Source organism: Catenovulum sediminis, from assembly GCF_007289895.1.
Classification (GTDB): domain Bacteria; phylum Pseudomonadota; class Gammaproteobacteria; order Enterobacterales; family Alteromonadaceae; genus Catenovulum; species Catenovulum sediminis.
This window is the reverse complement of record NZ_CP041660.1, coordinates 2,335,505-2,358,278: the sequence shown is the minus strand read 5'-3', so window position 1 is coordinate 2,358,278 and position 22,774 is coordinate 2,335,505. Positions and strand designations below refer to the sequence as shown.

General features: G+C 44.6%; 3 protein-coding genes. All 3 read right to left on the bottom strand.

Annotated features, from left to right (window positions below; all coding sequences use genetic code 11):
• Positions 1-61: 61 nt before the first annotated feature.
• The 3 genes from FNT16_RS09690 to FNT16_RS09680 all read right to left on the bottom strand — a co-directional run bounded on the left by FNT16_RS09690 (position 62) and on the right by FNT16_RS09680 (position 22,772).
• Positions 62-1,942, bottom strand: coding sequence for a sulfatase-like hydrolase/transferase (locus tag FNT16_RS09690; protein ID WP_143871393.1), 1,881 nt, complete (start codon positions 1,940-1,942; stop codon positions 62-64).
• Between the two features lie 186 nt (positions 1,943-2,128).
• The gene (locus FNT16_RS09685) at positions 2,129-2,710 is read right to left on the bottom strand and encodes a porin family protein (protein ID WP_143871392.1); all 582 of its coding nucleotides are present in this window, start codon (positions 2,708-2,710) and stop codon (positions 2,129-2,131) included.
• Positions 2,700-22,772 carry an Ig-like domain-containing protein gene (locus tag FNT16_RS09680; protein ID WP_143871391.1) on the bottom strand — a complete coding sequence of 6,691 codons (20,073 nt, stop codon included), beginning with the start codon at positions 22,770-22,772 and terminating at the stop codon, positions 2,700-2,702. Before FNT16_RS09680 ends, FNT16_RS09685 begins: the two co-directional genes overlap by 11 nt.
• Positions 22,773-22,774: the final 2 nt, after the last annotated feature.

The window sequence follows — 22,774 nt, the reverse complement described above, 5'->3', positions numbered from 1 at the left end:
CAAAGCGTCAACCTTGCTGCTGTAGATCTATCTAAAGAAGATTTATCTAAAGAAGATTCACCTACAAATTAAAACGTTCAGGGTTCGTAATACCTTGCTCAGGCACTAAACCTTCCGGAATGTCGATTTTTTTGTCATCTGCACCGGCAGCAAAATTACTAATGTTGTAATTATTTTGCGTGCGCCAATCCATTTCAACCCGGCCATCACCCAAGACAATATTGCCTAGCTTTTGACGGAACCATTCAGCTAACGCAAGATACTCAGGTGTATAAGCAACATTTTTACGCTCTAATGGGTCAACCCGTAAATCATACAACGCCATATCCGCTTTAACTGGATCAGTTGTTAAAGCCCAGGTAACATCATCATTTAACAATGGCGTTTTAGCAACAGTGCGACGATCGCGGGTACGCATAGAAAAAGCAAAGTCATCAGTGCGAAGATATGCTCGATGACCACAAACCAAGTTCATCTCACCCAGTATATAATCGCGTTGCAGGCGGTTATTATTCGCCACTTCAGCCAAGTCATAACCATCGAGATAATCGAACGTTTTCTCTTTAATATCCACTTTAGCTGCAGCCAGCATAGTAGGTACAAAGTCGACATATTCAACAAACTTATCAACCACCTTCCCCGCTGGGTATTTTTGCTTATCAGAAGAAACCACAATAACCGCCCCATTGGTCGATTCTTTCCAAGGACCAAATTTAGCCATAATCCCCTGTTCACCTAAATGCCAACCATGATCCCCCACAGTAAATACAATTAAATATTCACGACCTTGTTGTTTAGAGTATTGTTTGAACGCCTCTACAGCGTCACCAATTAACGCATCACCAAAAGTTGTAAAAGCATAATAGTCGCGAATGGCTTGCAGCTTTTCTTCCGGCTTCATGCTGTCGGTTTTCGATTCGTTATAAATTTGCTGTTGTTGTGGTGAAAAAGATGCGAGTTCAACGGTATCAAACTCAGGAATTCGGTACTGACGATCTTTAAATTGATCGCGAAATTCCTTTGGTGGTAGCACGGGTGTATGCGGTAAATGAAAACCTAAATTGATGAACAAAGGCTTATCTGCATCCGCTCCTTGAGTTGGTTTACCCGCAAGCGTTTTATAATTACGATCTGCATGGTTTAAATGGGCTTTAAACTCTTCAACAATGAGCGCATCGACTGTTTTATCCGCGGGCTGCGGACTGACCCCGCCCAATATTAAGCCGGTATTTATTCGAGTATATGCCCGTAAGATATCAAATTCCTTTTCGACGCTTTGTTTAATGGCTTGTTCTTTGGCATTAAGCTTACGATCTGCCCAGGATAGACGAATTGTTTTCTGGCGACCATCAGGATAAATAATTGTCTCTGTTGCATCACGGCGTAATAACACCTCATCAACTAAACCATACGCACCTGTTGAATACCAGTCACCTAGCCCATGCCTTAACAGATCACGATTAAATTCCAATTCAAAATCAAATATGGGTTGTCCTTGCCCTTTATGTTTTTCTCTGATCCCAACATGGCTTTTGCCGACCAGTGCTGTCCCATAACCTGCATCACGCAAATGTTGAGATAATGCTGGCTTGGTAAAGTCAGCTTCTTGATGGGTGTGCTCCCAACCGTATTTACCGTTTCTAAATGGGTAACGGCCTGTGTGCATTGACGTCCGTGAAGGCCCACAGGCTGGTGATTGATTAAATGCACGAGTAAATAACACACCTTCTGCTGCCAGTTTGTCGATATTAGGAGAGGATACGTAACCTAGTTTACTTTCACTTTTACCCGTCGTCGCGCGGTTATAAGCTTGAATAGAATCTGCTCGGTGGTCATCGGTAATAATCCATAAAATATTAGGTTGCTGCGCTTGTGCCACGCTGATATTTGAAGCCAAAACCATGCCGAATAACGAGGTCAGTTTTGATATTTTTATACGCATATATGTACACTCAATTGATAGTTAATTTTATCTTTAATTGTTATCAGTTATTTGTATACATGTAAGTAAAGTACAGTTTTGACACAACTGCTTAAAGTATTTGGGGATTAAAATTGGGTTTAATTAATAATTGATGAGGATTTTCTTACCCCCACAAAAAGTGGGGGTGGTTAACATTGATTGTCACTAAAAATAGTATTCTAACGAAACAGATATATTGTCTACACTTTTATCCAGTAAAAACTTGCGATACTGTAGTGCAAGGTTCAGTTTCTGGTGTAATTGGTATCCAACCTGACCGCCCACATACCCATCCGAACCATGATTGCTGGTTTTTAGCCCCCCCGTTGACGCGCTGGAACTGGCGATTTCGTTTTGCCAAATATACATCCCGATTTGTGCGTCTAAAAATATTCTTTCATTTTTATAGGCAGGAATACTGGCACCCAATGCCCAACCTTCGGGCAGTATTGGCGCAATTTCAGCGACAGTTTGGTGGTACTGCTCGGGCGTGTAGGATCCAGATTCAAGCCCCACCTCTCCTTCGCCCAAATCAATGTAAGCTAAATCCAAGGTTAATTTTGGCAAATGGTAGTGAACGCCCACTTGCCAACTCGTTGAGGAAGTATCCGCGTGTTGTATATCTGTATGCGTCTGAGCCAACTTGGTCTCGGCTGTACCAAACGCCACTGATGCCGACCAATTACTTGCATTCACTGGACAAGAAGCCGCAACCAACAAGCTGAAGCAGGCGATTTTATTTATCATTGCGCGTTTCCTTTGTATTAAATAACTTTCGACCCATACCCGCTAGCAAGAGTCCAATTAACCCCCAACCGGAAGTTGAACCACCTGAAGATCGATTAGTAACGGTTATTACTTCAGGCCCAGAAATATCAACTCTTACTTGCGCCTGTGAAACTCCACCATAACTATCTGAAACAGTATATCTAATGGTATCTATACCAGCATAATCCGCTTTAGGTACATATCGAATTATCTTGTTGTTTAAAATGGTCACAGCACCATAGGTAGCACTAGCTGACTGTATAGTTATCGGATCAGAATTTACATCTGTATCATTGTCTAACACATTAATCTCAACCGACTGGCTTCCATCAATCGAAATGCTGTCATCTACGGCTTCTGGTGCGTCATTGCCAGTCACAGTAACGGTCGCTGTGCTGCTCGCGAGTAGCTCATGGATGTCTTCAATCTGATACGACACAACAAATTCTCCAGAACGACCTAGCTCAGGCGTGTATTTAATCATTCCGTTGACAATTTCTGCTGAGCCCACATTTGCCGAGACAGAAGTTAAGCGAATATTATCCCCGTCAGGATCAGTGTCATTGCTTAGAACATCTATTTCTATCGGTTGTTTGTGTGTTGTTGCCGCACTATCAGCAGTTGCTAACGGCGCACGGTTCGGAATAACAGTAATCGCAACTTTGGCTGATGCTGTGCCACCTTGATCGTCGGTAATTGCATAGGTCACTGTATCTGAACCCGCAAAATTGGCGTTCGGTTGGTAGGTAATCATGCTGCCATCAATGTTTGTGATCTGGCCAAAGCTGGCCGTCGCACTTGTGATTCTCAATGGATCTTGATCAGTATCTGTATCATTCGAAAGCACGTCAATTTCGATGCTGGTGTTCCAGCGTAATTCAGCACTATCGTCAACGGCAACAGGCTGCGCATTGCCATTAAGTTCAACTGCAACACCGCCTGGATCAACTATTGCGCCGTTTTCTTCACCGTCATCATCGTATATACCACCGTCTTTAATAACTAATTGCACACACCAATGGCCGGCATTGAGTCCTTCAATCCAACTATCATCACCTGGTGGTGGACAGATACCCGGTTCACCCTCACTACTATACAGTTTATTGTCATCATCAGATTCGAATGTAAACCACTCGTTTCGGCTTTCACTGTATTTGCGATAAATCGCGTTCAGTGGAATCGGACTTCTTTGTGGGAAGACCAATTGATAGGTTTGTCCAGCTTCTGGTAAACCATAAGCTATAAAATCGACCATACCGTTGACAATTTGAGCTTGTTCGTCAACCCCTAAGTTTTGCACTTCGTCGTTGGAAACAAGCAGACCGCCAGAGTCACCTAGAGCGGATATTGAGCCTCTTCTCAAGCAAACGCCCGGATCACCTTCCACTAAGAATCCATTCTGATTATTTACAGATTCAGGGATTACATTACAATCATTAATTGCATCCAGAAAGTCTGGAATACCATCACCGTCTGAGTCTGCATAGCCCTCTTCGACATCCGGGATCAAATCACCATCTGAATCAATATCTGTCAGTACTTGTAGTGATTCGCGAACATCGATATAAACAGTGCCACTATCTGTTAACGAGCCCGTATCGACAGCTTCTAAACTTACTTTGTATATGCCAGTCGTTAGCCCTGATGGATCAAACTCAAACATCAAATCGTCAATACTGGTGTTGACTAAATTGTTATCTGCTTGCCATTCGGTCAGCACAGTATCTGTCGGATTCGGATCGGTAACGCTTGCTGCAATTCGTACCATGCCCCCGTCAGTTGTAACTGTTAAACGACTTTCATTATTTTGACTAACAGCCAAATTCACATTAGGTGCAATGTTGGTTTCACTAATTCGAATACGACTTTGGCGATTTGCGCCTAAATTAAGTGAATCTGCAGAGCCAAGTGTAATGATAATATTCTCGTCTAACTCGACGTCACTATCGGATAGCACATCGAACGTAATATTCGCTTGAGTACCCGAAGTAATAGAGACGATACCGTCAGTTAACGTATGGTCTTCGTCCGCAGAAGCACTGCCACCTACACTAAATGGAATTTCCAGTGGATAAACAGGTGAAGCACCATTGAGTAGAACTTTAACTGTAACCTTGCTACCTTCAGTTACAACCTGGTCTTTACTCAATGAAATCAAAGGATGGACGTCAACTTGTTGCTGCGCTGTGCTCAATCCACCTAAGCTGTCTTCAGCTTGCCAGTAAACCGTATGTGTACCAGGTGCAAAGACATTTACTCCGTCTACCAATGAAACAGGTAAAGGGTTGCCTTGAGCATCTTCCGCTGTTGCAACGCCTAAATCGACTTTGGTTAACAAACCTTTTGCATTAATTTCTTTGTCCGAAGGCGGTGTAATTTCCGGTGGTTCGGAAGTAATTTCCCCCGATATCGTAACCGTGGCAATTGCATTATCACGCCCTTTGTTCCCATCTCTTACTGAGTAGGTTAAGTTAGCGCTGCCAATGAAATTATCCGGTGCTTGGAACTGCAATTGTCCATTTTGAATACTGACCGTACCCACACTCGTCTTAGCACCTTCAATAATGAGGGTATCACCGTCAACGTCAAAGTCATTTGCAAGCACATCTAGCGTATATGCGTCTGTTTCAATTCGTTCAAGTGCGATTAAGTCATCAGCCGCAATTGGTTCATCATTCACCGCAGTGACGTTTATATTTACGGTGTAAGTCTCAGAAAATGCTTGGCCGTCTGCAACACGATAGGTGAAACTATCCAGACCATTTTCATGCTCGCTTGGCTGATAGTGCCAACCCATACCAGATTGATTGAGTACACCAAGGTTAGGTGAGCTTACAATTGATAAAGATAAACTGTCACCATCATCATCCCGAATCACCGGTTCAATATTGATACTTGTGTCTTCTAATGTTGTAACATTGATGTTTTCACCAACGGGTGCATCATTAACATTACTCACCATTAGCTCAAACGGCGCAAGGCTCGTGGTGGACAATCCATCCGTTACACTAATAACAATATTCTTTGAAGTTCCTACATCTGAATTCGTAGGCGTTCCGGTTAGCGCGCCAGTATTAATATCAAACGTAGCCCAAGAAGGTGCATTGGTGATACTAAAAATTAAACTATTGCTATCGATGTCACTGGCCGACGGTACAAAACTATAAGTACTGTCTTCCGCTATAGAGGTAGGCGGGGTACCAGAGATGGTTGGATTATCATTTACAGCATTTATATTGACGTTTACGGTGATTGATGCAGTATCAATTCCATCGCTTACTTGTATGATGAAGCTGTCATTACCATTAAAGTTGCTGTTGGGTTGATAGTTGACCTCAACTTGGTTACCAGTATTGCCGACAGAAGCGGCCCCATTAGAAGGGCCTGTTTGTACTGACCAAGAAAGAATATCTTCATTCGCATCAATGGCGTTTAATACGAGCGCAAATGCGGTTGGGTTCGCATCTTCACTCATACTGACTTGTACCGTATCCCCTTCTATTATTTCAGGTGCTTTTTGGTATAATTTTTCAACTATACCCGTCACCGCTTCACTTTGATTTCCAAAGTTATCTGTAAGAGTTACCGAAATAGTTAACATACCTTCGTCTAAACTAGATACATTAATATCTGAAACTTGCATATCAGTTGTATCGACAATACCGTTGACAGTCACATTGTTGTTTCCATCACTTACCACTGCTTGATATTTACTGCCTACTTCTGCGTCGGTAAATTGAAAGCTCATGGCTGAATCGTTCGATGCATCTATCAATGATTGCTCAATGGTCATGGTAAAACCACTTGGAATAGTCGCATCAATTTCCAATTCATTTATTGTTGTGTCTGTCGCAACGTTTCCGGAAGCATCAGTAGCCTTTACTTCAATATCATATGTACCATCGGCCAACACAGCCAATGTATCGTCGGCAAGAGTCCAACTACCATTAGCATTGTTTGTTGCATTATAAACTTGACTGCCAACAGTTATAGTTACGTCTGCATCAATATCATCCAGCGTACCGTTTAAACTCGGTGTATTGTCATTCGTTTGCAGTGCATTAAGCGTTACTGTAGGTACTTGATTATCTAATGTCACAGCGGTGCTTGCCGCTGTTGAGGTATTACCTGCATCATCGGTTTGCGTTGCGGTGACCGTCAACGTGCCATTATTAAAGGTGCTAACATCAAGCTCTGAGCCTGCGATTGTCCAGTTGCCTGAGCTGTCTGCAGTGACGGTACGACTCACTGTGCTGTTGTTATTGTCGGTGATAGTAACAGTCACGCTATTATCTGCTTCTGCGCCACTACCCGCAATTAGCACATCTTCATCTTGTGCTGCATTGATGATGCCATCAGTTTCGATTGGCGTTGTGATAACAGGTGCACTTGGCGCGTTATTATCTAACGTGATGGTGCTGGTGCCACTGCTTGATGTGTTGCCCGCATCATCGGTTTGCGTCACACTCACTGTGAGTGAACCATTATTGAGCGCTGAGATATCTATCTCATTGCTTGCGATTGTCCAGTTGCCACTGCTATCGGCTGTGGTTTGAATTGAGACACTACCAACGGTAATGGTTAAGCTTGCATTCGCTTCTGCACCACTACCTGAAATCAATACACTATCGTCTTCACTTGCATTAACAATATTGTCGATTTCAATTGGTGTACTAATGCTTGGCGCACTTGGTGCGACATTGTCTAACATGATGCTTTGTGTCGCTGCCGTTGAAGTATTACCTGCTTCATCTGTTTGGGTTGCAGAGACCGTTAGTGTACCGTTATTTAAACCACTGACATCTAGCTCGCTGCCACTCAACGTCCAGTTACCACTGCCATCTGCTGTGATCGTGCGGCTCACTGTACTGTTGTTGTCTGTGATAGTTACCGTCACGCTGTTATCTGCTTCTGCGCCACTACCCGCAATTAGCACATCTTCATCTTCTGCTGCATTGACTTTTCCATCACCTTCAATTGGGGTGGTGATTGTTAATGCTGAAGGGGCAGCATTGTCTAACGTGATGGTTTGTATGGCTACAGTTGAGATGTTGCCCGCATCGTCTGTTTGGGTTGCCGAGACGGTTAAGCTGCCGTTGTTAAAGGTGCTAACATCAAGCTCTGAGCCTGCGATGCTCCAGTTGCCTGAGCCATCCGCTGTCACTTGTGCGGTCTCTGTATTAGAGCCATCGCTGATTTTAATATCAACCGTTACATTCGCTTCTGCACCTGAGCCAACAATTAATACATCATTGTCTTCGGCGGCATTAATATAGCCATCACCTTCAATTGGGGTGGTAATCGTTAATGCACTTGGTGCAGCATTGTCTAACGTAATATTCTGAGTGGCCGCTGTTGAGGTATTACCTGCATCATCGGTTTGCGTTGCGGTGACCGTCAACGTGCCATTATTAAAGGCAGAGACATCAATTTCTGAGCCTGCGATGCTCCAGTTGCCTGAGCCATCCGCCGTCACTTGCGCTGTATCTGTATTGAACCCATCGCTGATTTTAATATCAACCGTTACATTTGCTTCTGCCCCTGAGCCAGTGATGAGTACATCATTGTCTTCCGCTGCATTGACGATGCCATCTGTTTCGATTGGCGTTGTGATAACTGGCGCACTCGGTGCGGCATTATCTAAAGTGATATCTTGCGTTACACTGCTTGATTCATTACCTGCACCATCGGTTTGCGTCACACTCACTGTGAGTGAACCATTATTGAGCGCTGAGATATCTATCTCATTGCTTTCAATTGTCCAGTTGCCACTGCTATCGGCTGTGGTTTGAATTGAGACACTACCAACGGTAATGGTTAAGCTTGCATTCGCTTCTGCACCACTACCTGAAATCAATACGCTATCATCTTCGCTGGCGTTAACAATATTATCGATTTCAATTGGTGTCGTAATACTTGGCGCACTTGGTGCTGCGTTGTCTAAAATGATGTTTTGTGTTGCTGCAGTAGAGGTATTACCCGCGGCATCGGTTTGTATTGCGGAGACTGTTAAAGTGCCATTGTTAAAGGTGCTAACATCTAGCTCGCTGCCACTCAACGTCCAGTTACCACTACCATCTGCTGTGACGGTTCGGCTCACTGAGCTATTATTGTCGGTGATAGTTACTGTCACACTTGCATTGTTTTCTGCACCTGTGCCAACAATTAATACATCATCGTCTTCCGCTGCATTCACAATGCCATCAGTTTCGATTGGGGTTGTGATAACAGGCGCACTCGGTGCGGTATTGTCTAACGTGATGGTTTGTGTGGCTACAGTTGAGGTATTACCTGCATCGTCTGTTTGGGTTGCAGAAACCGTTAACGCACCATTGTTAAAGGTACTAACGTCAAATTCGCTACCTGAAATGGTCCAAGCACCTGAACTATCTGCATTAACAGTTCGTGACAAGTTACTGTTACCATCTGTGATGATCACTGTCACACTTGCATTGCTTTCTGCACCTGTACCCGCAATTAACACGTCATTATCTTCTGCTGCATTGACTAAACCATCACTTTCAATTGGTGTGGTGATGGTTAATGCACTTGGTGCAGCATTGTCTAACGTAATATTCTGAGTGGCCGCTGTTGAGGTATTACCTGCATCATCGGTTTGCGTTGCGGTGACCGTCAACGTGCCATTATTAAAGGCAGAGACATCAATTTCTGAGCCTGCGATGCTCCAGTTGCCTGAGCCATCCGCCGTCACTTGCGCTGTATCTGTATTGAAACCATCGCTGATCACAATATCTAAGACTGCATCCGATTCTGCACCTGTACCGACAATTAATATATCATTGTCTTCTGCAGCATTGATGATGCCATCTGTTTCGATTGGCGTTGTGATAACTGGCGCACTCGGTGCGGCATTATCTAAAGTGATATCTTGCGTTACACTGCTTGATGTGTTGCCCGCAGCATCGGTTTGCGTCACGGCGACTGTCAGTGTGCCGTTGGTTAATGCTGAGATATCTATCTCATTGCTTGCGATTGTCCAGTTGCCACTGCTATCGGCTGTGGTTTGAATTGAGACACTGCCAATGGTAATGGTTAAGCTTGCATTCGCTTCTGCACCACTACCTGAAATTAATACGCTATCGTCTTCACTTGCATTGACGATATTGTCGATTTCAATCGGGGTGCTGATGCTTGGGGCCGTTGGGGCAGCATTGTCTAACGTGATGCTTTGTGTCGCTGCCGTTGAAGTATTACCTGCTTCATCGGTTTGGGTTGCAGAGACCGTTAGTGTACCATTATTTAAACCACTGACATCTAGCTCGTTGCCACTGAGTGTCCAGTTACCACTGCCATCTGCTGTGATCGTGCGGCTCACAGAGCTGCTATTATTGTCGGTGATAGTTACTGTCACACTTGCATTGTTTTCTGCACCTGTGCCAACAATTAATACATCATCGTCTTCCGCTGCATTCACAATGCCATCAGTTTCGATTGGGGTTGTGATAACAGGCGCACTCGGTGCGGTATTGTCTAACGTGATGGTTTGTGTGGCTACAGTTGAGGTGTTGCCTGCATCATCCGTTTGGGTTGCCGAGACGGTTAAGCTGCCGTTGTTAAAGGCAGAGACATCAATTTCTGAGCCGGCGATGCTCCAATTGCCTGAGCCATCCGCTGTCACTTGTGCAGTCTCTGTATTAGAGCCATCGCTGATTTTAATATCAACCGTTACATTCGCTTCTGCACCTGAGCCAGTGATGAGTACATCATTGTCTTCCGCTGCATTAACTTTTCCATCACCTTCTATTGGCGTGGTGATGGTCAATGCACTTGGCGCTTGGTTGTCTAACGTAATATTCTGAGTGGCCGCTGTTGAGGTATTACCTGCATCATCGGTTTGCGTTGCGGTGACCGTCAACGTGCCATTATTAAAGGTGCTAATGTCAAATTCGCTACCTGAAATGGTCCAAGCACCTGAACTATCTGCTGTGACGGTGCGGGTTAACGTATCGTTGCTGCCTGTGATGGTCACAGTCACAGTTGCATTGTTTTCTGCACCTGTGCCAACAATTAATACATCATCGTCTTCCGCTGCATTCACTAAACCATCACTTTCAATTGGTGTGGTGATTGTTAATGCTGAAGGGGCAGCATTGTCTAACGTGATGGTTTGTGTGGCTATAGTTGAGGTGTTGCCCGCAGCATCGGTTTGCGTCACACTCACTGTGAGTGAACCATTATTGAGCGCTGAGATATCTATCTCATTGCTTGCGATTGTCCAGTTGCCACTGCTATCGGCTGTGGTTTGAATTGAGACACTGCCAATGGTAATGGTTAAGCTTGCATTCGCTTCTGCACCACTACCTGAAATTAATACGCTATCGTCTTCACTTGCATTAACAATATTATCGATTTCAATTGGTGTACTAATGCTTGGCGCACTTGGTGCGGCATTGTCTAACATGATGTTTTGTGTTGCTGCAGTAGAGGTATTACCTGCTTCATCGGTTTGTATTGCGGAGACTGTTAAAGTGCCATTGTTAAAGGTGCTAACATCAAGCTCTGAGCCTGCGATTGTCCAGTTGCCTGAACTGTCTGCAGTGACGGTACGGCTCACTGAGCTGTTATTGTCGGTGATGGTCACAGTCACACTTGCATTGTTTTCTGCACCAGAGCCGACAATTAGCACATCTTCATCTTCTGCTGCATTCACAATGCTATCAGTTTCGATTGGGGTGGTGATTGTTAATGCTGAAGGGGCAGCATTGTCTAACGTGATGGTTTGTGTGGCTACAGTTGAGGTATTGCCTGCATCATCGGTTTGGGTTGCGGTAATCGTCAACGTGCCATTATTAAAGGTGCTAATGTCAAATTCGCTACCTGAAATGGTCCAAGCACCTGAACTATCTGCATTAACAGTTCGTGACAAGTTACTATTACCATCTGTGATGGTCACAGTCACACTGTTACCTGCTTCTGCACCTGTACCCGCTATCAACACATCATTATCTTCTGCTGCACTGACTAAACCATCACTTTCAATTGGGGTGGTGATGGTTAATCCACTTGGTGCAGCATTGTCCAACGTGATGGTTTGTGTCGCTGCCGTTGAAGTATTACCTGCATCATCTGTTTGGGTTGCGGTGACCGTCAACGTGCCATTGTTGAAGGCAGAGACATCAATTTCTGAGCCTGCGATGCTCCAGTTGCCTGAGCCATCCGCCGTCACTTGCGCTGTATCTGTATTGAACCCATCGCTGATTTTAATATCAACCGTTACATTTGCTTCTGCCCCTGAGCCAGTGATGAGTACATCATTGTCTTCCGCTGCATTGACGATGCCATCTGTTTCTATTGGCGTTGTGATAACTGGCGCACTCGGTGCGGCATTATCTAAAGTGATATCTTGCGTTACACTGCTTGATGTGTTGCCCGCAGCATCGGTTTGCGTCACGGCGACTGTCAGTGTGCCGTTGGTTAATGCTGAGATATCTATCTCATTGCTTGCGATTGTCCAGTTGCCACTGCTATCGGCTGTGGTTTGAATTGAGACACTGCCAATGGTAATGGTTAAGCTTGCATTCGCTTCTGCACCACTACCTGAAATTAATACGCTATCGTCTTCACTTGCATTAACAATATTATCGATTTCAATTGGTGTACTAATGCTTGGCGCACTTGGTGCGGCATTGTCTAACGTGATGCTTTGTGTTGCTGCAGTAGAGGTATTACCTGCATCATCTGTTTGTATTGCGGAGACTGTTAAAGTGCCATTGTTAAAGGTGCTAATGTCAAGCTCTGAGCCTGCGATTGTCCAGTTACCTGAGCTGTCTGCAGTAACGGTACGACTGACTGAACTGTTATTGTCGGTGATGGTTACAGTCACGCTGTTATCCGCTTCTGCACCTGTACCCGCAATTAACACATCCGCATCTTCTGCTGCATTGACTTTTCCATCACCTTCAATTGGGGTGGTGATTGTTAATGCTGAAGGGGCAGCATTGTCTAATGCAATAGTTTGTGTGGCTACAGTTGAGGTGTTGCCCGCATCGTCGGTTTGGGTTGCAGAAACCGTTAACACACCATTGTTAAAGGTGCTAATGTCAAATTCGCTACCTGAAATGGTCCAAGCACCTGAACTATCTGCATTAACAGTTCGTGACAAGTTACTGTTACCATCTGTGATGGTCACCGCCACATTTGCATTGTTTTCTGCACCTGTACCCGCAATTAACACGTCATTATCTTCTGCTGCATTGACTAAACCATCACTTTCAATTGGTGTGGTGATGGTTAATGCACTTGGTGCAGCATTGTCTAACGTGATGGTTTGTGTTGCGCTGCTTGATTCATTACCTGCATCATCGGTTTGCGTTGCGGTGACCGTCAACGTGCCATTATTAAAGGCAGAGACATCAATTTCTGAGCCTGCGATGTTCCAGTTGCCTGAGCCATCCGCCGTCACTTGCGCTGTATCTGTATTGAAACCATCGCTGATCACAATATCTAAGACTGCATCCGATTCTGCACCTGTGCCGACAATTAATACATCATTGTCTTCTGCAGCATTAACGATGCCATCTGTTTCTATTGGCGTGCTGATCGTCGGTGCACTTGGCGCGTTATTATCTAACGTGATGGTGCTGGTGGCACTGCTTGATGTGTTGCCCGCAGCATCGGTTTGCGTCACGGCGACTGTCAGTGTGCCGTTGGTTAATGCTGAGATATCTATCTCATTGCTTGCGATTGTCCAGTTGCCACTGCTATCGGCTGTGGTTTGAATTGAAACGCTACCAATGGTAATGGTTAAGCTTGCATTCGCTTCTGCACCACTACCTGAAATCAATACACTATCGTCTTCACTTGCATTAACAATATTATCGATTTCAATTGGTGTACTAATGCTTGGCGCACTTGGTGCAGCATTGTCTAACGTGATGCTTTGTGTCGCTGCCGTTGAAGTATTACCTGCATCATCTGTTTGTGTTGCAGAAACCGTTAGTGTGCCGTTATTTAAACCACTAACATCTAGCTCGCTGCCACTCAACGTCCAATTACCGCTGCCGTCTGCTGTGACCGTGCTGCTCACTGTGCTGTTGTTATTGTCGGTGATAGTAACAGTCACGCTATTATCTGCTTCTGCGCCACTACCCGCAATTAGCACATCTTCATCTTCTGCTGCATTCACAATGCCATCAGTTTCGATTGGCGTTGTGATAACAGGCGCACTTGGTGCTGCATTATCTAAAGTGATATCTTGCGTTGCACTGCTTGATTCATTACCTGCATCATCGGTTTGCGTCACACTCACTGTGAGTGAACCATTATTGAGCGCTGAGATACCTATCTCATTGCTTGCGATTGTCCAGTTGCCACTGCTATCGGCTGTGGTTTGAATTGAAACGCTACCAATGGTAATGGTTAAGCTTGCATTCGCTTCTGCACCACTACCTGAAATCAATACGCTATCATCTTCGCTGGCGTTAACAATATTATCGATTTCAATTGGTGTCGTAATACTTGGCGCACTTGGTGCTGCGTTGTCTAAAATGATGTTTTGTGTTGCTGCAGTAGAGGTATTACCCGCGGCATCGGTTTGTATTGCGGAGACTGTTAAAGTGCCATTGTTAAAGGTGCTAACATCTAGCTCGCTGCCACTCAACGTCCAGTTACCACTACCATCTGCTGTGACGGTTCGGCTCACTGAGCTATTATTGTCGGTGATAGTTACTGTCACACTTGCATTGTTTTCTGCACCTGTGCCAACAATTAATACATCATCGTCTTCCGCTGCATTCACAATGCCATCAGTTTCGATTGGGGTTGTGATAACAGGCGCACTCGGTGCGGTATTGTCTAACGTGATGGTTTGTGTGGCTACAGTTGAGGTATTACCTGCATCGTCTGTTTGGGTTGCAGAAACCGTTAACGCACCATTGTTAAAGGTACTAACGTCAAATTCGCTACCTGAAATGGTCCAAGCACCTGAACTATCTGCATTAACAGTTCGTGACAAGTTACTGTTACCATCTGTGATGATCACTGTCACACTTGCATTGCTTTCTGCACCTGTACCCGCAATTAACACGTCATTATCTTCTGCTGCATTGACTAAACCATCACTTTCAATTGGTGTGGTGATGGTTAATGCACTTGGTGCAGCATTGTCTAACGTAATATTCTGAGTGGCCGCTGTTGAGGTATTACCTGCATCATCGGTTTGCGTTGCGGTGACCGTCAACGTGCCATTATTAAAGGCAGAGACATCAATTTCTGAGCCTGCGATGCTCCAGTTGCCTGAGCCATCCGCCGTCACTTGCGCTGTATCTGTATTGAAACCATCGCTGATCACAATATCTAAGACTGCATCCGATTCTGCACCTGTACCGACAATTAATATATCATTGTCTTCTGCAGCATTGATGATGCCATCTGTTTCGATTGGCGTTGTGATAACTGGCGCACTCGGTGCGGCATTATCTAAAGTGATATCTTGCGTTACACTGCTTGATGTGTTGCCCGCAGCATCGGTTTGCGTCACGGTGACTGTCAGTGTGCCGTTGGTTAATGCTGAGATATCTATCTCATTGCTTTCAATTGTCCAGTTGCCACTGCTATCGGCTGTGGTTTGAATTGAGACACTACCAATGGTAATGGTTAAGCTTGCATTCGCTTCTGCACCACTACCTGAAATCAATACGCTATCATCTTCGCTGGCGTTAACAATATTATCGATTTCAATTGGTGTCGTAATACTTGGCGCACTTGGTGCAGCATTGTCTAACATGATGCTTTGTGTCGCTGCCGTTGAAGTATTACCTGCTTCATCTGTTTGGGTTGCAGAGACCGTTAGTGTACCGTTATTTAAACCACTGACATCTAGCTCGCTGCCACTCAACGTCCAGTTACCACTGCCATCCGCTGTGACGGTTCGGCTCACAGAGCTGTTGTTGTCGGTGATGGTTACTGTCACACTTGCATTGTTTTCTGCACCTGTGCCAACAATTAATACATCATCGTCTTCCGCTGCATTCACAATGCCGTCTGTCTCAATCGGCGTGGTAATCGTCACGGCACTTGGTGTGACATTGTCTAACGTGATGGTTTGTGTCGCTACAGTTGAGGTATTACCTGCATCGTCTGTTTGGGTTGCAGAAACCGTTAACGCACCATTGTTAAAGGTACTAACGTCAAATTCGCTACCTGAAATGGTCCAAGCACCTGAACTATCTGCATTAACAGTTCGTGACAAGTTACTGTTACCATCTGTGATGGTCACAGTCACACTTGCATTGTTTTCTGCACCTGTACCCGCAATTAACACATCCGCATCTTCCGCTGTATTAACTTGGTTGTCACCTTCGATTGGGGTGGTGATGGTCAATGCACTTGGCGCTTGGTTGTCTAATGTAATATTCTGAGTGGCCGCTGTTGAGATATTACCTGCATCATCGGTTTGCGTGGCGGTGACTGTTAACGTGCCATTATTAAAGGTGCTAACATCAAGCTCTGAGCCTACGATTGTCCAGTTGCCTGAGCCATCCGCCGTCACTTGCGCTGTATCTGTATTGAAACCATCGCTGATCACAATATCTAAGACTGCATCCGATTCGGCACCTGTACCGACAATTAATACATCATTGTCTTCTGCTGCATTGATGATGCCATCAGTTTCGATTGGCGTTGTGATAACAGGCGCACTTGGTGCTGCATTATCTAAAGTGATATCTTGCGTTGCACTGCTTGATTCATTACCTGCATCATCGGTTTGCGTCACGGTGACTGTCAGTGTGCCGTTGGTTAATGCTGAGATATCTATCTCATTGCTTTCAATTGTCCAGTTGCCACTGCTATCGGCTGTGGTTTGAATTGATACACTACCAACGGTAATGGTTAAGCTTGCATTCGCTTCTGCACCACTACCTGAAATCAATACGCTATCATCTTCGCTGGCGTTAACAATATTATCGATTTCAATTGGTGTACTAATGCTTGGCGCACTTGGTGCGGCATTGTCTAAAGTGATGTTTTGTGTTGCTGCAGTAGAGGTATTACCTGCATCATCTGTTTGGGTTGCCGAAACGGTTAAAGTGCCATTGTTAAAGGTGCTAACATCAAGCTCTGAGCCTGCGATTGTCCAGTTACCACTGCCATCTGCTGTGATCGTGCGGCTCACTGTACTGTTGTTGTCGGTGATGGTTACCGTCACACTATTATCCGCTTCTGCGCCCGAGCCTGCTATCAACACATCATTGTCTTCCGCGGCATTAACTGTGTTGTCGCCTTCAATTGGGGTGGTAATTGTTAATGTTGAAGGAGCTGCATTATCTAATGTAATACTCTGAGTGGCTGCAGTAGAGGCATTGCCCGCTGTATCTGCTTGTGTCGCCGAAACAGTTAAAGTGCCATTATTTAAACCACTAACATCTAACTCGCTGCCACTAAGAGTCCAATTACCACTGCCATTAGCTGTAACGGTACGACTGACCGAGCTGTTATTGTCGGTGATAGTCACCGTCACACTGTTACCTGCTTCTGCACCCGAACCAGCTATCAACACATCATTATCTTCAGTTGCATTGACAATGCCGTCTGTCTCAATCGGCGTGGTAATCGTCACGGTACTTGGTGTGACATTATCTAACGTGATGTTTTGTGTCGCTGCCGTTGAGATATTCCCCGCATCGTCGGTTTGGGTCACAGAGACTGTTAACGTGCCGTTGTTAAATGCACTCACATCAAATTCACTGCCACTTATAGTCCAGTTACCTGAGCTATCCGCCGTGACGCTTTCAGTTAAAGTATTTGCACCATCTGTGATGGACACTGTAACGGTTGCATCCGCCTCTGCACCTGAACCTGCAATGAGCACATCGGCATCTTCAGCAGCATTAACATAGTTATCACTTTCAATTGGCGTAGTTATGGTTAATGCACTTGGTGCGACATTGTCTAACGTAATATTCTGAGTGGCTGCTGTTGAGGTATTGCCGGCTGTATCTGTTTGTATTGCTGACACGGTTAACGTGCCGTTGTTTAATCCACTAACATCTAGTTCACTACCGCTTAATGTCCAGTTACCACTGCCATCGGCTGTCACGGTTCGGCTCACAGAGCTGCTATTATTGTCGGTGATCGTTACTGTCACACTGGCATTATTTTCTGCACCACTACCAACAATTAATACATCATTGTCTTCGGCTGCATTGACCGCACCGTCTGTTTCGATTGGTGTTGAAATAGTTAGCGCTTCTGCACTGGCATCAATTTCAATTGACAACCCAGAGCTATCCGCCGTATTACCTGCGGTGTCAGTTGTTCTTGCGGTAATAGTATGTGTGCCGGCAGTCAATGTTGAACTGGTAATCGTCCAGCTACCGAGATTTGCAGTTCCAGTACCAATAGTTCCATCAACACTCGAAATTAAAGTAATGGCGCCACCATTCGGCCCCGAACCAGTGAACGTCGGAGTTGTATCATTGGTTAGGTTATCTGTATTTGAGTCACCAGAATCAGTTGCCGCAGATAAGTCAGGAGTTGATGGTGCCGATGGTGCAATTGTATCTATGGTGACACTTAAACCGCTAGACGATGAGCTTTCGTTACTGCTTGCATCCGTTGCTTTAGCTGTAATCGAGTGGGTTACCCCCGAAGCTAAAGCTATTGTGGTGATTTGCCAATTTCCGCCTGTTGCTGTGGCAGTCCCGATAACCGTTGCGCCACCATCAACTTGATCACTATATAATCTAACCGTACTGCCACTCTCTGCGGTACCACTTAGCGTAAGTGTCGTATCATTGGTGACGTTATCAGTGCTAGACAGACCAGTATCCGATCCAGCATCTAAATCTGGAGTGGATGGTGAATCAGGAGCAACGTCATCGTTAACCGTAATGGTAAACGATTCTTGGAAGGAAGCTGTTCCATCATTTGTTTGAATACAAATCACGTAATTTCCGCCTTCCACCGTATTTTGAGTCTCAAGTATAGAGCCATCAATTTGGAAATTATTATTCCCGGCATCACTGCTGCAAGTTCCAGCATCACTAGCACTGGTGCTAACCAAGGTATAAGAATGACTGTCAGATGAATCTACATCTGTTGTAGATAATACGCCAATATTTGCACCGACGCCTGTGGTAGATTGGTTTACTGAAGTGTTATTTAGCGCGATATCAGTTGGTGCATCATTCTGAGCATTTATTGTAACAGCGGCCTGATTAGTCCCTGTACTATTGGCGGTACCATCATTAAAGGTGAAATCTAAAGTAACACTGCTTGCAGGATCTTCCGATGTATTTTGATATGTAATATTTTGTATGACCGAATCAACGATAGCCGAGGTTGCATTCGAATTAAAAGTTAAAACAAGCGTGCCCGATGAATTAGTGGTAACCGTACCAACAGTTGTACTGTTATAGGTAAAAGTGCTGCTTTCTGTTAATGTGCCCAATAATCCGTTGTTTGCAAAAACATCTTCACTGTTCGCACCACCGTTTCTGACGATAGTTAACGATGCATTGTTATAGTTGCCAGCCCCGCTGTCTAAAGCGTCTAGCTCGGTATCTGCAACCCTAGCATCAGAATCAATAACGACTGCCGAACCATTTTCAGTGAATGTAGACGCACCATTTAAACTACTGAAAACAGGAACATCATTAGGCGTGATGAAGGTTATATCTGTATCGCTGCCATTATCCGCGACAGTGAAATCTAGACTATTGGCAGGAGAATTAGACAAACTAATAGCAACTTCGGTCGTACTAAAATCTGTCGCATCGGTATCAACTTGTAAAGTGCTGGTGCCATTAAAACGCACATTACTGGTCGTTAGCCCTGTAACACCGGTCAGCTTTATAATGTCGCCTATACTTAAGTCGGTAATGGTATCGTCGTTGAGATCGGATGCTTCACCAACAAAATAATCGTTGCCGTCATTACCCGTCATAGAGTCGGTGCCACCACCTGGACGGATAGTGTCTGCAGCGCTACCACCAACAAAGTTATCCGAACCATCAAAATCGGTCGCTGAGATAACCAAAGCATCACCACTGAATGCACTGGCATTGAGTGATACAGCACCTGTTATCGCGCTGCCACTGGCATTGGTGACAGTAATCGAGTTGCCATCGGAATCAAAATTATCAGTTAAGGTGATGGTTACATTATTATTCGTTCCAATGGCGATATTTTCAATTTCACTGACATTGGTTGAACTAAAGTCGAACGTACCACCATCCATCAACTTAAGGGTTTCCGAGCCACCCGCACCGGTTATTGCGGTCGTAAAATTATTACTTACGTTTGCCACATCAATGGCAACTGTTGCGCCACTGGTTAACGATAAGGTCCCTATATTGGCAAAGCCACCACCAGATACATCTGCCCCATCGGATGCACTCACAGCATCAGCCACGCTCGGATCGCCCGACAACGTGCCACTAAACGAGCTACCGCCAATATCAAACGTAATAGCGTCACTCGAAGATGTCGCATGCACCGTTGCAGACGTGTTTGTAACCGTAACAGTCCTTGTATTGGTGCTGTCATCTAACACTGAGTATGTTTCAATACCCGATAAAGTAGTAAAATCACCATCACCTGAAATAGTAATGGTTTCAGAGCCTGCCGCAGTTATAGTGCCATTAAAAGCTTCATTTTGTTGAGGCGCAGTCATGGTCACTGACGCCCCGCTGGCAAGGGTTAAATTTGTAATATTTGAGAGTGTTGCGCCAGAGATATTAGCGCCCGACGACATAGAAAGGGTATCTGAGGTTGTGCTTTCACCCGTAAGCGTGCCTGTATAATTTAAAGTGCCTATATCAAATACGACAGCGTCGCTGCCCGAAGTAGCCACAACTGAAGTGCTTGCAGCAGTAACTGTGACAGTTCGGCTATTTGTTGAAGAATCACCGACTGAAAAATTTTCTATATTAGATAAAGTCGTAAAATCGCCATCACCAGTGATGTTAATGGTTTCCGTGCCTGCAGCAGTTATAGTCCCACTAAATAGCGAAGGCTGAGAAGCAGACAAAGTAACAGTAGCATCGCTAGCTAAAGTTAAATTTTCAAAGTTTGAAATTGTCGCACCAGAGACGTTAGCGCCAGAACTCAAAAATAAGGTATCTGCGCCACTCGCCGCATTTAAAGTACCGGTGGCTGTCAGTGAGCCCACATTAAAAGTATCATTTCCGCTACTACCGGTAACATTCTGTGCCGCACTGCCCAATGTAATCGTATTTGCGCCTCCTAAAACATAAGTTTCAACTGCTGAGCTACCACTTAACCCATCAGTAGCTGAACTAATGGTGATGGACTCAGTTCCAGCTGCGACTATGCTAGAAAAGCTATCATGCTGTGCTTCAGTTAAAGTAACAGACGCACCACTGGTGAGGGACAGTGTTTCGAAGTTGCTGATTGTGGCTCCACTTAAGCTGGCACCAGTATCCATTTGTAAGGTATCTGTACCACTGCCACCATCAAGTGAACCAGTAACTGTTAAAGCAGCAATGTTGACAGTGTCATCTGAGCTACTGCCAGTTACATTCTGCGAGGCACTACCAAGCGCAAAAGTAAAACCAACTCCCAACACATAAGTTTCAATATCACTATCGCCAGTAATACTTGCATCACCATTTGCACTACTTAGAGTGAATTGATTCGTGCCCGAGCCATTAATTGTAGTGAAAGATTCATGCTGGGTTTCAGATAGGGTTAATTCTGCATCGTTTGGCGCAGTTAGGGTTTCGAATCCAGTTAAGCTGGCAAAACCCGTTAAATTAGAGCCACTTGCAACAACAAGGATATCAGTGCCTGCCCCACCATCAGCGGTTGAACCAGAAATATGGCTTGTATCCGCAATGGTTAAGGTTTCATCGTCACTAGAAAAGGTAATTGCTGGATTTAAGTTAGCGCCACTGGTGGTATTAAAATTGGCAGCCGTTGATATAGCTGCGGTGACATTACTGACACTGATAGTTGAGGTACGGCTGGTGCTGTTTTCCGTGCCATCATTTACAACAACTGTTACGGTACGTGCTGTTTCATTTGGGGTGCTAGATATGTTGTTATAGGTGATAGCTTGCAAAAAGGTAGCGACCTCTGCAGCCGAAGCACTTGAGCCAGTAATTGAAATGGTATCTTGCAAGGTAATATCTGAAGAACCGCTAATTCCACCTAATGCGTCTTGCGCAGATGCGGATACATTTAAACCTTCTGATACACCATCTTGGTCGTTGGTTAAACTAACCGTAATAGTGGTTAAGGTGTCACCATCAGCTTCAGTTACAGATGCACTACTGGCGATATTTACTGCACTGCTGCCTTCAGAGAAACTAGCTGAGCTGTCGTTGCCACCAGAGCTTGAATCTAAGTCTACAACTGGTAATGTATTCGCAGGCGTAAAGCCCATATTATCTAAACCAACTCTCCAAGTTTCGGTTCCATCGTATGACACTGTTAATGATGTTATACCAGTCCAATCAGAAGGGGTTAAAGTCGCAACTGCACCAGCAAGAGAAGATGAGTTATCAGCAATGGTAAGCGGCGTCCCTGTATCTGGAGTGAAAACATAATTAGCTCCATCAGACCTATTAATAAACTCACCAATTTGAAAAGTGGTAAAAGTCATTGGTACATTAAAATTCAATGTATAACTTACGCTATTACCCATCACGGCTGGGTCTAAAAAACCACTACTTGTTCCGCCTATTACACTGTCATCTGAACGGGTAATATAAAGATGATAATCTGTAGCCTTTGTACTTTCACCTCCTTCTCCAGAATTATATAAAACGGCTTGATAATAGACTGGTTTAACGGGTCTAGTTTGGATCGTATTATGACTAACATAGTTAAAGCCCGAATCCATCGGACCATGACCAAATCGAAAGGCTTCTGCGTAAACTTGAGCCGTTCCTAGGATAAGCACTGGAGGTAACGTATATTTCAAACATCTTAATGCTGAAAATTTCTCGATGTAGTGAATATTTTTAAATGATTCAAGGTTACTTTGATTGTCAACGTCGGAGAGAATATTGTTTGTAACAGCTGCTACTTTTGTTAATTTAAAACCCGAAACCATAA